This is a genomic window from Undibacterium sp. RTI2.2 (genome assembly GCF_035018705.1).
Lineage (GTDB): Bacteria > Pseudomonadota > Gammaproteobacteria > Burkholderiales > Burkholderiaceae_D > Undibacterium.
In genome coordinates this window covers 38,816-54,444 of sequence record NZ_JASJXN010000022.1, presented here as the reverse complement: position 1 = coordinate 54,444, position 15,629 = coordinate 38,816, and the positions used below count along the sequence as shown (strand labels likewise).

The following is a 15,629-nucleotide window of genomic DNA, read 5'->3' as shown; positions in this document are numbered from 1 at the left end:
CAATACATATTTCTTAAACCGCAATAAAAATCTCAACAATCATATTTTTATTCCAGTGGTTCAACAAATTCTGATTTTTGCCTACAGACACTCCCAGTAATTTTGCTGTCAATATGAAATGAAAGAGTTGCAGTATGCTCCAAAGTTTTTGCGTCATTGGCACATTTAGGAGCATAAATCATGTTCCGTAAATAGTTCGATTACTTTGATTAAGCCCAGCACCCGGGTAAAAGTCGGTCTTCCAACGCAAATCCAAAGTTGCGTCGCGCATTGCGATGTGACATAGTAATCGGGACATAGTTAAACTATTTTGAGTAAGACGATCAATTGTCACTCCGGATATCAAATGGCTCTTTCCCGAATATCACTGCTCACCCTGTTCCTTCTCTTTGCTAAATTTGCCGCGCCTGCCTTTGGTGGCGAGTTGGTGGTCATTGAAAAAGAAGAGATCACCAAAAAAACAGCCGATGGTGCATTTGTCGGACGCTTTCAGACCGATCTTGGGAAGCTATTGGCAGAGCAAATGGGGCGTACTCTCATAGTTCTTGATCTGCCTCGTAAGCGATTTTCTCCTGCGTTAAAATCAGGTAGTGGTGATATTCTTTGCGGCTTTATTCCGCCTTGGATGCCGGGTGATTTTGATTGGAGTCAGTCATTTATTCCCATGGCGGACATCGTCATATCTGTCAGTAGTGTGCCTAAACCTGCTTCTATCCAAGATTTAAAAAATAAGCGTATAGGTACGGTATTAGGCTTTACTTACCCCGAACTAGAAAATGAATTAGGTAAAAATTTTTTACGTGATGATGCCCCGTCGATTGACTCATCTTTGCGCAAGTTAATGGCTGGTCGCTTTGATTATATGACGACGACCATGTCAAATTTAAATGAACATCTCAGGCTGGGCGATCTTTCTGTTACGCTCAATCCCCCTTTAATCATTAAGCAGTTCAACACAAAATGTGCTGTCTCTAAAAACGGTCGGGTCAAACTGAGTGAGCTTAATAAAGCGATTGATGCGATTGTGAAGAACGGGGAATTTGCTAAGCTGTTAGCACGCTACCGACCAGAACATTAATAAGAAAAATCTTAACTGGGATTAAATTCCGGTTAAAAAACTCCTCCTACAATGATAAAAATTACGCCACCATCAGGCACGGCCAATAGCAGCCATCACTTGCACCCACGGAATCGACATCAAGGTCACTATGACTTTGCCAGATTGACGCCATTGGATGCTGAGCTGGCAATGCTGGTGAGCACCAACGCGCATCAAAAAACACCGCAACAACCGCAACAGCAAACACATCAACAAACCACCATAGACTTTACTAATCCTGTCGCAGTAAAAGCCCTCAACCGAGCGTTGCTTAAGGATTATTACGGTATTCAGGGCTGGGATATTCCGGCACATAATTTATGTCCACCTATACCAGGGCGCGCGGATTATCTGCATTATCTTGCCGATCTGCTGGCATCTGGCAACGCTGGAAAAATACCAAAAGGGTCAGCGGTACAAGTGTTAGATATTGGTGTGGGCGCTAGCTGTATTTATCCGCTGATCGGCAATAAGGAATATGGCTGGCATTTTGTCGGTACTGATATCAACTCGGAATCAATCACCAATGCGCAGACGATTTTAGAGGCAAATCCTGCGATGAAATCAACAATACAATTGCGCTTGCAAACCTCGGCCAATACGATTTTTAAAGGCGTCGTTAGCAATGATGATTGGTTTGATCTGAGCTTATGTAACCCACCTTTTCATAGCTCCGTCAAAGAAGCTAGCGCCGGGACGCAACGTAAATGGGAAAATCTTGGTAAAGAAGCTGCAAGTACGCCCACTATAACCTCAGTAAACATAGCAAACTCGCTAGCATCTACAACATCGCCATTACTCAATTTTGGTGGGCACGATGCCGAGCTCTGGTGCCCAGGTGGAGAACTGGTATTCATACAGCGTATGATTAAAGAAAGCGCTCAGATACCAACGCGCTGCTTTTGGTTTAGTAGTTTGGTGTCCAAATCAGCCAACCTGCCGGGTATTTATGCAGCACTAAAACAAGCTGGCGTACATGACAGTAAAACCATCGCGATGGTTCAGGGGCAAAAACAAAGTCGCTTTGTTGCATGGACTTTTCTTAACACTAGCCAACAGACGGCCTGGCGCAAATTACGTTGGTCAAAAGCGTGACTGATTTTTCTCTCCACAAATACCAGACGCTTGATGGCATACGCGGTGTTGCCGCCTTGCTGATTGTGTTATTTCATACTGCGGATTATTTTGGTCAGGTGTACTTCCCTGAGAGCTATCTGGCGGTAGATTTATTTTTTGTCTTAAGCGGTTTTGTCATCGCTAAAGCCTATTCGCAACGGCTGGCCGATGGTTTATCCGCCGGCGGGTTTATGCGATTGCGACTGATCCGGCTTTACCCTTTGTACGCGTTAGCCACTGTGCTGGGAATTGTGTCGTTCGCGGCTAGTGTGTTGGCAGGGAAGAATGCCGCACAGTGGAGTACCAGCGATTTAGTGATTAACTCGGGGTTGGCGATATTGCTGCTGCCCTCACCTTTTACACCCCAGTTATATGCGATCAATGCGCCATCCTGGTCGCTATTTTTTGAACTTATCGCCAATGCTTTGTATGCGGTCTTGCACCGTTTTTTGAACACGAGCATCTTGCTATTAACGATCGCCATTTCTGCCATCGCTTTGCTAGCTTGCACGGTACATTTTGGCAGCCTCGATGTAGGTTACAAGTGGACCCATGCGGTGGGCGGAATACCCCGAGTACTGTATTCATTTTGTATGGGTCTATTGATTGCGCGGCTGAGTGGTGTACAAGGCGGTGTGCAAGGTGGTGCGCAGGGTAACGATGCTCCTTTGCGCGATGCATCAAGGCGTGTATTGGCGGACTTTAAACTTCCATCATCCATACTACTTTTATTGACGCTGCTGACTCTGTCCGTGACACCGACTGACGCCATCCGTCCCTGGTATGACTTGGGTGCGGTGCTCATTTTATTTCCCTTGATTGTTGTGCTCGCCGCCAGATCCGAACCTCGCTCTCTTGGTCTGAAAAAAATCTGCGTTTTTCTCGGGGCAATCAGTTACGCGATATATGTTTTGCATGTGCCGATATTTATTTTAGTCACCATCGCTAGTAAAAAAATGGGGCTACATGATCTTGCCGACTTTGCGCCATTCTCTGGTGTGCTGTTGTTACTGGTGTTGGTCTGTTTTGCCCGGATCGCGGATCGAGTGTATGACCAGGCGATGCGGCGATGGCTGGGGCAATTTCTGACGAGAGACTAGATTAGAAAGCTAATTCAGAACTAGATTCAGCGATCAATCTGATCGTAAACATGATCAAGCATCTAGCGATTTATTAAACTTCAGCATTAACAACGCAACTCGCACAAATATATACTCCTATTAAGTATATTTAGATCGTCCATACAATTACTGGTCTGGCGGCTATTTTTAATAAAATTAATGGGGAGTATATTCTGCCTCATCTGCAAACATCACCTTTAAACTTCAGCTTTAAACTTGGCTTTATTAGCCGTCGGGATGATCCACATTAACGGCATACGGACTTTTCCCACCTTCTGCAATAAAGCGATCAATCCGTGCTTCCAATACCGGCAACGGCACCGAGCCAAGTTGTAATACCGTGTCGTGAAAAGCACGCAGATCAAACTTATCTTTTAAGGCCGCCTCTGCTTTGTGGCGAGCTTTCCAGATCGCCATCTCTCCCAAATAATATGACAGCGCCTGTGCTGGCCATGAGATATAACGATCAACTTCGGTTTCTATTTCATGTTCGGATAAGGCGGTGTTCTCATGCAAATAGCTTTGTGCCTGCGCCCGAGTCCAGGCTTTGGCATGGATACCCGTGTCCACCACCAAACGCGCGGCGCGCCAGGCTTGGTAGCTGAGCATGCCAAAGCTTTCGTAAGCAGTTTCATACATGCCCATCTCTGTACCTAAACGCTCGGCATATAAAGCCCAGCCCTCGCCATAGGCTGAGATATAGCCTTGCCGAAACTTTGGACGATGCTTTTGCTCCATCGCGATCGGCATTTGGAAGGCGTGGCCCGGAGCGGATTCATGCAAGGTCAGCGCCGGCAAACTATACAAAGCCCGCGACGGCAAGTCGTAGGTATTCACCAGATAAATGCCAGGGCCACCACGACCCGATGTATAAAACGGTGCCTGATCATCTGGTACGGGAGTAATTGCAAAACGCATACGCGGCAAATAACCGAAAAAATTAGCCGCTTTGCCGTCAAACTTTTTAGCGATATAGGCAGCGCGCATTAATAAGTCTTGCGGCGTCTTTGCATAAAACTGAGGGTCGGTACGTAAAAAAGTAAGGAACGCAGGCAAGTCACCTTTAAATCCTGTTTGTTGAATGACGGCTGACATTTCCTGGCGAATTTTTGCCATCTCGGTCAGTCCGATTTGATGTATCTGGTCTGGTGATAAATCCAGTGTGGTGAACTCTTGTATCTTTGCTTGGTAATACGCCTTGCCATCTGGCAGGCTCTCGGCACTCAGCTCATTACGCGCTTTGGGGAAATATTCTGTCTGCAAAAAAACTAGTAGCTCTTTATGGGCAGGAATCACCAAATCCTGAATCACCTTTATACCTTCAGCACGTAGCTGATTTTGCTGATCCGCGCTAAGTGTCGCAGGCATGTTCTTGAACGGCGTGTAGAACACCGTGTCTTGTACCGTCTTGGCGTCGATCACGGACGCAACCGAAGCATCGCGTCCCAGCAAAGTCACTTTAGGTGGCGTAAAGCCACGCTGCAATCCTGCCCGCATATTGCTAATATTTTCTGAAAAATAGCGGGGCACATCTTTTAACTGGGCGATGTAATTACGATAGTCAAGCAAGCTGAATAAAGGTTTTCTGGCGGCGTAGGTCAGGTCGGACCAAAAGGCAGAATCGGCGTTCAAGGGTTTTTGATATTCCATCAATATCTGGTCATTCAGCAAGGCTTTGATCTGGGCGCGATATACGGCGTAATTGATCTGATCTTCCGTCGATAAGGCTAGAGGATTGATCTTGTCTAACTGGCGTATAACATCCGACCAATACACCAACTTTGCGTGCTGTACCACAGCACCGACCTTGGGTAAACCTGAACTGACACCACGATCGTTATCTTCGTCAAACTCACCAGTCTGCGCCTGCCGCCACGCAGCTTCTTTTGTGTAGATTGCTTTGAATTGCTGTGCGATTTTAGAGTCGGGCTTAAGGTCAGGCTTGAAGTGAGGCTTGAGGTTGAGCGTGGTCAACTGATCTGCGGCAAACGATGGTAGTGATGTCGCTGATAATAGTGAAGTCGATACCAGATAAAAAAATGCAACTGAAAAACGGTTCATTATTTCTCTCAAAAAAGGTGCTACCGAGAATTAGCGCCCGGCAATATCAAAATAAAACAGGGTTGCGGAAAAATAGAGAGGGGAAGAAAACATACTCAGCATCTGTGTGTCTGTGTGTTCTTACATCCCCAGATATCTACACCTCTGAGGTAAGGTCTTTTTCTAAACTTGCACCAGATTTAGCATCATCAAATATCATATACTCCCCCGCGTTTTATGGAAAATACCTGAATTGACCAGTAATTACTTGGACAAATAAATATACTTACCATGAGTATATTAATATAAGCAGAATATAGCCGAATTAGCTAAGCAAATAAAATAGACGAATAAGCTGCCTGAAAAATGTGTGAAAGAGGTACGAGATGTGTGACTTAAAGATCAATCACTTCCGGCTCTACATCAGAGGACATCGCTGGTGCGGACAATGGCAGCAAGATAGTAAAGCTAGTTCCTTCACCGACTTTGCTATCGAGGTGGATAGAGCCACCCAGGACACCTGTCACCAGGTTGTACACAATATGCATACCAAGTCCTGATCCGCCCTGCCCTAATTTAGTGGTAAAAAACGGATCGAAAACGCGCTTTTGATCTAGCTCCGGAATACCAACGCCGTTATCAGCAAAAACAATTTCAACATGCTGATCGTCTACCAGCCGGCTGGTAATCTGTATTTCACCCTTAATTTCACCTTTATCTATTCCATCAAAGCCATGGTTGAGCGCATTGCTCATAAAATTAGTTAATATCTGTCCTAGTGGTCCGGGAAAACTATCCATAACAATGCCCGGACTAAACTCAGTCAGCAGACTCAGCTCCTGCTTATTAAACATCGGTGCCAGGGTTGTGATGACTTCATCCAAAGAAGTTTTTAGATCAAATAACCGTCGCTGATTACTCGCCTGATCAACTGCGACTTGCTTAAAGCTGCGTATAAGTTCGCGCGCGATACCAAGGGTTTTCATTAGCAGTGCAGTGCCCGTGGTTGCGCTTTGCAAATACTCGTCCAAACCAGAGCGCCGCAATTTTCCTGCCACTACCTCATTCAATAGTTCTTTAGTTTTATCCTGTAAGGTGCTGGCGACAGTGACGCTATTACCGATAGGCGTGTTGAGTTCATGCGCGACACCGGCAACTAGAGAACCCAGGGCGGCCATTTTCTCAGAGCGTATCAATTCATCTTGCGCATATCGTAATGATTCCATAGCTTCCGCCAATTCGATATTGGCTTGCTCAAGCTTCAAGGTTCGCAACCGGACGCGGGCCTCTAACTGCACGGTCATGTCACGTATCTCTTGCTCTGCCTGATACTGTCTGGTAACGTCCAGTAAACTAAAGATGAAGACTTTATTACCCGCCATATCAAACAAGCGCGCAGATAACAGGCAAGTCAACACTCGACCATCGTAACGCCGGTGCAACATCTCAAAACTATCTACCCGACCCTCATTTAACAAAAGCTGCATCATTACAGTACGTTGCTCAGGCTTATCCCAAAATGATAATTCAACTGCAGTGCGTCCGATCACCAAATCGCGCGGGAACCCAAACTGCTTGAGCCAGATATCATTCACCTCAATCACTGTCTTAGCCTCAACATCGACCAAGCCAAGAGGGATTGGTGACAACTGAAAAATCGTCGAATATTTATGTTCGTTTTCACGTAATAAGCGTTCGGCATCAGCTCGTGCATGTTCGGTTGCGAGTTCCTGCTCAATATTTTGTGAGGCTATTAATAAATAGGTTTCATTTTCAGATTCAAATTTAGCACCAGAAACGCGGCATTGAAAAATGTGCCCATCCTGATGACGAAAGGATATGTGCATATTCCTTACTTCACCATCTCGATTAATCAGCTCTACTAATTTATTCCTTTGCTCAATCTCTGCCCATAAATTGATATCGGCAGACGTTACACCGATGACTTCATCTCTGGACCAGCCGGAAAGCGACTTCCAATTACGATTGACGTCAATGTAATAACCATCTCTCATCCTAGTCACGGTCAAGGTCACAGGTACCAGTTGGAATACTTTCTCAAACAGCGCCTTGCGTTCTTGCAAAACACTTTCTGCATGCTTGCGCACATCCATTTCTATTTGCATCGCGTGCAGGGCTGCTTCAGTATTTTTTTGCTGATCGACAATTGCGGCGATCAGCAACATCATCCCAATACTGAGATCGATCAAACTGGTCGCAGCAAGATCCCAAAAGATAAAAATATCTTCCATCGAAAAAACAGGAAAACCAATAAATAGAGTACCTCTTATCAAGATCAGCAAAAAGAGAATAAGGTGACCCAAATTAGACCTAATCTGATGCATACGCAAAAAACTAAGTGCGGACGCAAAAAGTAATCCACCGCAATACAAATGCGTCAAAAAGTCAGGCCAGATCAATTCAGGAAAAACTAATTGGGTACCAATACTCCAGATCGAAACAACGCCAGAACAAACGATAATCCGCTTACTAAATATGGGCAGATCAATAAACAGACGGGTGCCCATCCAGAAAAAACTAGCGAACCCGATAAAGAAAAAATCGACACCGGTCGCGCTGATATAAGTTTGAATTACTGTGGGCTGGAATAAAGAGTCCTGAAACAAAGAGAGCTTAAATACAGCAGGTTGAAATACCGCAATCAGTCCGAGAAAATATCTAACGCCGACACATGCATAAGCAATCATCCAAAAACGAGTCGCACGCTTACAAACTCCAATATGCTGCAAGTACATCAGTACCAGCACCATCAATGCACTGATACTGACTGATAGAAAGCTAGTAACTGTTAAAAGAGAGAGTGGCATAAAAATTCTGCGAAGAGAAATATTAACCAGAAAAAAATGAATGCCATCAATAAAGATTGATAGTCAGATATTGATCGAACAAGTACGGCGCCTTCTAGTAGCAAACTTAACTGAGTCTAAACGGGTGAAGAGGTAGAAGCAAGTCGCACCGCAATGCAACAGTCGCTGGCGACAACATATGTTCGGATCCTATCGATCAATCTTCAGCTGAATTATCACGACTGACGCTTTAATAAGATAAATCATATTTTTACACCTGCGTCACAGCTGGTTTAAGTACCTCAGCTATGTCAGTACCATGTTCGTTACCCTATCGCCGCTCCTCGCAGCTCCATTGATAATGTTGAATCAATGCTAAAAATTTGATGCTAAACGCGAAATTTAGTTGTCATTTTAAAAAAAAATGTACTTACTCTTGATTATCGTCATTGCTTCACATAAGATGAAGTAAGAAAAAAATTTAACCCAAGCAACAGGGAGAAAACTGATGAAGTCTCAACACAGTAAGATGCCCGGCTTGTTGGCTCAAATGCATGTTCAACCCCACATGCAAACGCCAATACCTTATCAGTGGCTGGTCTCTGGTATTGGATTAGAAGAAGTAAAAAAAACAGATGTCGGCGCTTACTTGTTGGATGATTTGATATCTAGCTGCTCTGTGAGCAAAAGCGATGATGACTTGATCGACTTCCTTGATGAAGATAGCGACGTCGAAGACCCCAAATTGGGAGCGATTCCCTGGAAAATTCTAATCGCCGATGATGACAGCAACGTGCATGACACAACCTTGCTCGCGCTGAGCGGAGTGCAAATACATGGTAGACCGCTAGAATTTTTACACGCGTATTCGGCAAGAGAAGCAAGACAAGTAATTGTTGATCACGGCGATATCGCGCTAGTGTTGCTTGATGTCGTAATGGAGACCGTGGATGCGGGTCTGAAGCTGGTGAGCGTTATCCGTAATGAGCTGGGAAGAGATAATCTGCGCATTGTGCTGCGAACCGGGCAACCAGGTTATGCGCCAGAAAAAGTAGTCAATCATGAATTGGCAATTGATGGCTATACCACCAAATCAAAACTGACCCGCTCTATTTTGATTTCGGTTCTGACAGATACCTTGGGAGTAGCCTTCCCCAAGCAAGACCTGCCAAATTAAGCTGTATAGATAACGGCCTCAATAAAAAAAGACTGCTGAGTAAATCAGCAGTCTTTTTTTATTTCCCGACCAATAACGAGCCAACCCAGACAGCCATGCTATTTAATAAAACTATTCAGCGTCTGGCTGCATCGCTGGTGATGCATCGATAAAAGCGGGGATACTGAGGCAATGCTGATTGATTTTTGTCAAAGTAGGCATTTGACTAAGATCGCAATTGAAACGCTGTGCATTAAAAATCTGCGGTATCAGACAACAATCTGCCAGCGTTGGCGTATCACCAAAACAGAACAACCCGGTACGCGGATCGCCTGCTAATTTTTTTTCTAAGACCATCAATCCAGGCTCGCACCAATGTTTGTACCAAGCCGTCTTTTGCTCATCGCTCACGCCTAAGTTTGCACTCAAATATTTTAGTACCCGCAAATTATTTACGGGGTGGATTTCACATGCGATTGCCAGCGCGAATGCACGTATATGGGCACGGGCTATAGCCTCTTTTGGTAATAGCGGAATCGCGGGATAAACCTCTTCCAGATATTCTATGATCGCCAATGACTGTGTAAGCGAGTTTGTCAGCGAGGATGCAGTGTCCCCGCTGTCGTCAGTCGATTGATCTGGCAAAAAAGCGGGTACTAAGGCATCGGGATTCAGCGAACGAAATTGTTCAGAAAATTGTTCACCACCGTTTTTTACCAAATGCACAGGTATCGATTGGTAATCGAGTCCCTTGAGATTCAATGCAATCCGCACCCGATAAGATGCAGAACTGCGAAAGTAGCCATATAGTTTCATGAGATATCGGATTGGATAATCAGTTTGATATTAAGGTTGATATTAAGGTTGATATGAAGGTTGAATATCAAGGTTGATATTGAGATCGATGTTCGTTTAGGCAGCTTACTCACCCTAATCAGCTTTAGCCATGCGTACTTTGAGGTCGCCCAGACCCTCAATACTTGCCTCCATCAAATCTCCAATCTTGACCGGACCGACGCCTTCAGGTGTGCCAGAGTAGATCAAGTCACCCTCTTGCAACTCATAAAACGTAGACAGTGTCGAAATCACTTCAGCGACATTCCAGATGAGTTTTTTGATATCGCTGTCTTGCTTTTGTACGCCATTTACATCCAGATGGATATTGCCCTGCTCAATCCAGCCAGTGTCGGCAATCGGATGCAACGGTGAGATTGGTGCAGAGAAATCAAATCCTTTTGCGGTATCCCAAGGGCGCCCTTGGTCTTTGGATTCTGCTTGCAAATCGCGTCTGGTCATATCCAAACCAACGGCGTAACCCCAGACATGTCCGGCAGCGGCTTCGACTGTAATATTTTTACCGCCTTTACCAATAGCGACCACCAGCTCAACTTCATAATGCAAATTATTGGTCATGCCGGGATAAGGCATCTCGCCGGTTTGTCCATAGGCGACTGGCAGCACGGCATCGGCTGGTTTCATAAAAAAGAATGGTGCTTCGCGACCAGTCCAGCCCATTTCTTTGGCATGCTCAACATAGTTACGGCCAACACAGTAAATTCTATGAACAGGAAAAAGCAGCTCAGAATTAGCGACAGGTACGCTCACAACTTTAGGTGGAAATAAATAAGACATGATTTTTCTCACTAATAATTAATCAGGCAATCTTAAATTAGGTAATCTCAAGTAAGGTTAAGCATCAACAGCTTATCCAGGCGCTGCCGTTGGGTTTGGTCTAACAGTACCGGCAAACTACACAAACGGTGCAACTGCTCTTTGGCAGCATCTGCGTTATTGCCAGACCTGAGCGCTGCTTGCAATACATCTACTTGAATTTGCAGGCGTGTTCTCGCCAGTTCTGGTGGGCTATCAATACTATTTAAAATCTCTAATTGCAAAATACTTTGTGCTGCCGAGTCCGCATTTTTTTGCAGCAGATTGGCATAGGAGGCGTCACTATGTTGTACTGCCTGACTAATCGCCGCAAACCGCTTATCTAATTCTGAATCTAATTTACCTGGTAACTTAGTTGATGGCTTTGCTGTCAGTGTTGCCTGAGATGATAATTGCTGCCATTCCGCCGAGAGTTGTGACATCAGCGTTTGTGCCTTACTCGTATCCTCTACAAAAGCTGCCTCTAGCTGCTGACACAAACGAAGCTTCACTTGTAGCAGCTTTTTACCAGCTTGACTTTTTTCATCATGTGCTTGCTGTAAAAGTCGTTTTAGTTGCGCGACGGCGTTCTCATAACGGCGGTCAATTTCATTCTCTTCACCACGCGGCACATACCCGATTGAGCGCCAGGTATTTGCCGCCTCTTGCAATAATTGTTTGATTGCTGATTCGGACAAAGCGTCTGCCGACGGCGCTTGCTCTAAGCTCGTACACAAAGTTTGTTTGGCTTGTAGATTAGCCTTACGTTCCGCATCTGCACTGTCAGACACCGCTTTGCGTTGCGCAAACAAGCCATCGCAGGCTGCGCGGAATTTCTCCCATAATGCTTGCTCATCTTTACGACGCAAAGGCAAAGCTTGCGCCTGCTCTTGCCAGCGCACTTGTAAGGCACGCAACTGATCAACCGATTCACGCTGCTGCGGATCGAGGGCGGAGACTTGCGCAATTAATTGCTCACGCGATGCGATTTCCGCTTTTCTTTGCTGCTCCAAGGGCTGTGATAAGGACTGATAAATTGCATAAAATTGTCCATCAACCCGAGCTTTATTTTTGCGATCAACCGCAGATAATGTTTGCCAGGTTTGCTTCATCTGCATCGCAGTTTGCGAGATGACTTTCCAATCTGGTGCTGTCTGTATTGTCTGCAATAAGGCATCAGCAGTAATGCGCCACTCGCTTAGTTGCAGTTCAGCCTTTTCCAAATTAACTTTGCGCTCTTCTGCTAATTGCTGAAAATAAGCAGCAGCCGGTGCATAGGCCAGATTGCAGGCGGTATCAAAGCGATCCCAGATTTCTCTAGCCGCACCGCCAGTGCTAGCTTCTAAAGACTTCCAGCGCTCACGTAAGCCGCTCACTTTTTTTGCCAGATCATCAGGTTCCAATTCTTTTGATGGCAATTCTTCTGCCGCTTTGATCAATTCATCGCGGGAGATACTGCCCCCCCATTTGGCCCATGACAGTAATCGTCCAAGCTCGCTCTGGACTTTGAATAAACGCTCTTTTTGCTCTGAATTTAAGCCAGTGTGTTTGAGATCAACGCCTCGCAACACCTCACGCTCCAATTTTTGCGCCAGCAATGCACTACCCTGCTCTAAGGCTGCCTCCATATCTTGGATTGCTGCCAAAATTTTCTCCGTACTGACCTGCACCAGCTTGACAGGTTTAGTCTTTGATGAAGGCATCGTAATTTGCCCAGGTTTTTCGGTCGATGTTGGATCAGTATGCATTGCATTAGCAGACGCTACCTCAACGCTGTCTGAAGTTTCAGCAGCGACAAATTCTGTGCTTGCTTCAATCGTCGTAGCCACAGGTGCTGACACTGGTGCTGATATGGTGGTTTTAGCCTCTGCTACTTTTTGCTTTTGCAGTTGCGTCCATTGCTCACGTGCGGCCTGCATTTTATACGTGAAGTCTGCCAGCAAATTTTTAGGTAAAGCCACAGCTTCTGGCTGTTGCAAGCATAAATCAAAGGCTTGCTGCCATACATCCAACTGAGCGCCATGGGCGTCGTCAGCAATCCCTTGGGATATGGTCAAATGCTGTACCAGATCCAGCACCTGTCTTTGCAGCGTCGTCTGTGCCTGCAAGCGTGTTTGCAATATCGTGTAGTGGGCATCAAATTCTGCTTTTAAAGCATCGGGAAAATGTTTGAGGCCTGCCACCAACTTATCCAGATCAGCAATTTGCTGCGGAATCAAACTAGCTTGCAAACCCAACTGCTGCGCTTGATTGATACAGCGCAAAGCTAACTGTTGCTGCTGATCTGCTTGCGCCAGCACATCCAAACGTGCCTGCATCAGTTTGGCAACACGCTTATCTGTATTGCGCATTGCGCTCAGTACTTTTTGCAGCGCGGCTGCGCTGTGTACGTAATTAGCCGCTTTAAAACGACCGTCAGCAAAATCACATGCTAATAACAAGCTAACGATTGCGTCTTCTGCACCGGGATTGCTTGCCAGGCTCTCTATCTTAGCCAAGGTAGCGGCACGCGCCTGGACAATTTGTTGCTGTTGATCTGCTTTGGCAACGCTCGCCAGGCTGGCAGCGTTAGCGGCGGCTAAATTGCTATTGGCAGAGGAAGATGTTGCTTTAGGTTTGCGCTTAAAAAGGAAATCGAACATGAGTGTTTGGATTGGTAGGTGGGCAAAAACTGCATGATAGCAAGATTCGGCCGAATTCGGCTAGATTCGACTGGGGGGCTTGGGGTTAGGCTAGATGAAGCACTCACTCTGCCAATTCAGTATTTTCAGCAATTAAGCTTGCACCAACATCTGTCAGTTGTTGTAGATATTCTCACCACGCACGAAAGAAGGGATTTAAACCATTTCTCTGCACATATTTGTAGCAAACAAATCCAAGCTTTTGGTCTATATGGTGTTGAGTAGCTAGTAGTGAACGTAGCGCACAAGCTGGCACATAAACTGCTATTTATTTTCATTGCGTACAAATAATTCCTACTTTTAGGAAGTCCGTCACCGTGATACTGCTACATAAAAATGGCAAAGTAATTATCGCAGCAAGTATTTGCAATGTCGTGGCTCAGTACGATGATGTTTTGCTGCGATTGTCTCTCAACCAAATAGGAATTAGTCACACACTTATACATACCCAAATAAATTAGTCATCAGGCTCTCAACTACGCTCATTACTACACGTCTATTACTTCAACACCAAGGAGAAATTATGTCACGTCGTACCGTACTAAAAGCGACCGCACTCGGCGCTATGGCTTTGACTGCATCAACCTGGATGGCACAGGCATTGGCAGCAGATACGATTAAAGTCGGAATTTTACATTCGCTGTCGGGCACGATGGCAATTTCCGAGACTTCCCTCAAAGACGTGGCATTAATGACAATCGACGAGATCAATGCTAAAGGTGGTGTGATGGGTAAAAAGCTGGAGCCGGTGATTGTCGATCCTGCTTCCAACTGGCCACTGTTTGCGGAAAAAGCACGACAACTGATTTCTCAGGATAAGGTATCTGTCGTATTTGGTTGCTGGACATCGGTATCCCGCAAATCGGTCTTACCGGTATTTAAAGAACTTAATAGCCTGCTGTTCTACCCTGTGCAGTACGAGGGTGAAGAACTAGAGAAAAACGTGTTTTACACTGGTGCCGCTCCAAATCAACAAGCGATACCAGCGGTGGAATATCTGATGTCAAAAGAAGGCGGCGGAGCCAAGCGCTTTGTTCTGCTAGGCACTGACTATGTTTATCCACGCACTACCAACAAAATCCTGCGGTCCTTTTTGCACAGCAAGGGCGTGAAGGATACTGACATCGATGAGGCCTACACTCCGTTTGGTCACTCTGATTATCAGACGATTGTTGCCAATATCAAGAAATTCTCCGCCGGTGGCAAAACAGCCGTCATCTCCACGATCAATGGCGACTCCAACGTACCGTTTTATAAAGAGTTGGGTAATGCAGGTCTGAAAGCAACTGACGTCCCAGTCGTCGCCTTCTCAGTCGGCGAGGAAGAACTACGCGGTGTTGATACCAAGCCCTTAGTCGGCCATCTGGCAGCCTGGAATTATTTTGAGTCGGTAAAAAATCCGGTCAACACCGAGTTCATTAAAAAATGGAAAGACTACGCAGTCGCCAAAAAATTACCGAATGCAGCTACCGCTGTGACCAACGATCCGATGGAAGCAACGTATGTCGGTATCTATATGTGGAAGCAAGCAGTAGAAAAAGCCAAATCCACCGACACCGACAAAGTAATTGCAGCCATGGGCGGACAAACCTTTAAAGCACCGTCCGGCTTTGTCTTAAGCATGGATGCAACCAATCACCACTTGCATAAGCCAGTGATGATTGGTGAAATCAAAGCGGATGGTCAGTTCAATGTCGTTTATAAAACGAAAGAAACCATTCGCGCACAACCTTGGAGTCCGTACATCCCTGGTAATGAGGCAAAGCAAAAAATGTAATAGCGCGATAGTGATAGCGGGGCTTCAAAAAAACTATCTGCTTGTCCGTCGCTCCTGCTAGGCAGAACTCAGAGACGTGTTGTGATTCACGTACGTCTCTGGATTCCTGCTAAAAGCACGCAGGAATGACGTGCATCGTTTTAAGTCTTTTTTAATTATTGTGTCGGGTTCTTAATTAAAAG

The 15,629-nt window shown here is 45.6% G+C and carries 10 protein-coding genes; 5 read left to right on the top strand and 5 right to left on the bottom strand.

Annotation, left to right across the window (positions count from 1 at the left end):
• Positions 1–310: 310 nt before the first annotated feature.
• The 3 genes from QN395_RS13375 to QN395_RS13365 are packed head-to-tail and all read left to right on the top strand — an operon-like array spanning position 311 to position 3,315.
• Positions 311–1,078 (top strand): transporter substrate-binding domain-containing protein, encoded by a 768-nt coding sequence (locus QN395_RS13375; RefSeq protein WP_323491831.1) that lies wholly within the window; start codon positions 311–313, stop codon positions 1,076–1,078.
• A 51-nt stretch (positions 1,079–1,129) separates the two neighbouring features.
• The gene (gene rlmF / locus QN395_RS13370; RefSeq protein ID WP_322121498.1) at positions 1,130–2,194 is read left to right on the top strand and encodes a 23S rRNA (adenine(1618)-N(6))-methyltransferase RlmF; all 1,065 of its coding nucleotides are present in this window, start codon (positions 1,130–1,132) and stop codon (positions 2,192–2,194) included.
• Positions 2,191–3,315 carry an acyltransferase gene (locus QN395_RS13365; protein ID WP_322121497.1) on the top strand — a complete coding sequence of 375 codons (1,125 nt, stop codon included), beginning with the start codon at positions 2,191–2,193 and terminating at the stop codon, positions 3,313–3,315. The genes rlmF and QN395_RS13365 overlap by 4 nt, the downstream gene beginning before the upstream one ends.
• 246 nt (positions 3,316–3,561) lie before the next feature.
• On the opposite strand, the gene QN395_RS13360 is transcribed toward QN395_RS13365, so the two are convergent.
• On the bottom strand, positions 3,562–5,397 hold the full coding sequence (locus QN395_RS13360; RefSeq protein WP_322121496.1) for a DUF885 domain-containing protein: 1,836 nt from the start codon (positions 5,395–5,397) through the stop codon (positions 3,562–3,564).
• Positions 5,398–5,771: 374 nt separating this feature from the next.
• Complete coding sequence (locus QN395_RS13355) at positions 5,772–8,204, bottom strand: PAS domain-containing sensor histidine kinase (protein WP_322121495.1); 2,433 nt, start codon at positions 8,202–8,204, stop codon at positions 5,772–5,774.
• Positions 8,205–8,691: 487 nt separating this feature from the next.
• On the opposite strand from QN395_RS13355, the gene QN395_RS13350 reads away from it, so the two are divergent.
• Positions 8,692–9,360 (top strand): hypothetical protein, encoded by a 669-nt coding sequence (locus tag QN395_RS13350; protein ID WP_322121494.1) that lies wholly within the window; start codon positions 8,692–8,694, stop codon positions 9,358–9,360.
• A gap of 111 nt (positions 9,361–9,471) precedes the next feature.
• Here QN395_RS13350 and maiA read toward each other — a convergent pair whose 3' ends face one another.
• The 3 genes from maiA to QN395_RS13335 all read right to left on the bottom strand — a co-directional run bounded on the left by maiA (position 9,472) and on the right by QN395_RS13335 (position 13,631).
• Positions 9,472–10,155: a maleylacetoacetate isomerase gene (maiA, locus tag QN395_RS13345; RefSeq protein ID WP_322121493.1), complete on the bottom strand. Its 684-nt coding sequence runs from the start codon at positions 10,153–10,155 to the stop codon at positions 9,472–9,474.
• Between the two features lie 114 nt (positions 10,156–10,269).
• The gene (locus QN395_RS13340) at positions 10,270–10,971 is read right to left on the bottom strand and encodes a fumarylacetoacetate hydrolase family protein (protein WP_322121492.1); all 702 of its coding nucleotides are present in this window, start codon (positions 10,969–10,971) and stop codon (positions 10,270–10,272) included.
• Between the two features lie 47 nt (positions 10,972–11,018).
• Complete coding sequence (locus tag QN395_RS13335) at positions 11,019–13,631, bottom strand: DUF349 domain-containing protein (protein ID WP_323491832.1); 2,613 nt, start codon at positions 13,629–13,631, stop codon at positions 11,019–11,021.
• Positions 13,632–14,193: 562 nt separating this feature from the next.
• On the opposite strand from QN395_RS13335, the gene urtA reads away from it, so the two are divergent.
• Positions 14,194–15,447: an urea ABC transporter substrate-binding protein gene (gene urtA, locus QN395_RS13330; protein WP_322121489.1), complete on the top strand. Its 1,254-nt coding sequence runs from the start codon at positions 14,194–14,196 to the stop codon at positions 15,445–15,447.
• Positions 15,448–15,629 lie beyond the last annotated feature (182 nt).

Bases quoted from the DNA above. Each gene is read 5' to 3' on its own strand.
- QN395_RS13350 (WP_322121494.1), top strand. From the start codon at position 8,692: ATGAAGTCTCAACACAGTAAGATGCCCGGCTTGTTGGCTCAAATGCAT.
- urtA (WP_322121489.1), top strand. From the start codon at position 14,194: ATGTCACGTCGTACCGTACTAAAAGCGACCGCACTCGGCGCTATGGCT.
- maiA (WP_322121493.1), bottom strand. From the start codon at position 10,155: ATGAAACTATATGGCTACTTTCGCAGTTCTGCATCTTATCGGGTGCGG.
- QN395_RS13335 (WP_323491832.1), bottom strand. From the start codon at position 13,631: ATGTTCGATTTCCTTTTTAAGCGCAAACCTAAAGCAACATCTTCCTCT.
- QN395_RS13360 (WP_322121496.1), bottom strand. From the start codon at position 5,397: ATGAACCGTTTTTCAGTTGCATTTTTTTATCTGGTATCGACTTCACTA.
- rlmF (WP_322121498.1), top strand. From the start codon at position 1,130: ATGATAAAAATTACGCCACCATCAGGCACGGCCAATAGCAGCCATCAC.
- QN395_RS13355 (WP_322121495.1), bottom strand. From the start codon at position 8,204: ATGCCACTCTCTCTTTTAACAGTTACTAGCTTTCTATCAGTCAGTATC.
- QN395_RS13340 (WP_322121492.1), bottom strand. From the start codon at position 10,971: ATGTCTTATTTATTTCCACCTAAAGTTGTGAGCGTACCTGTCGCTAAT.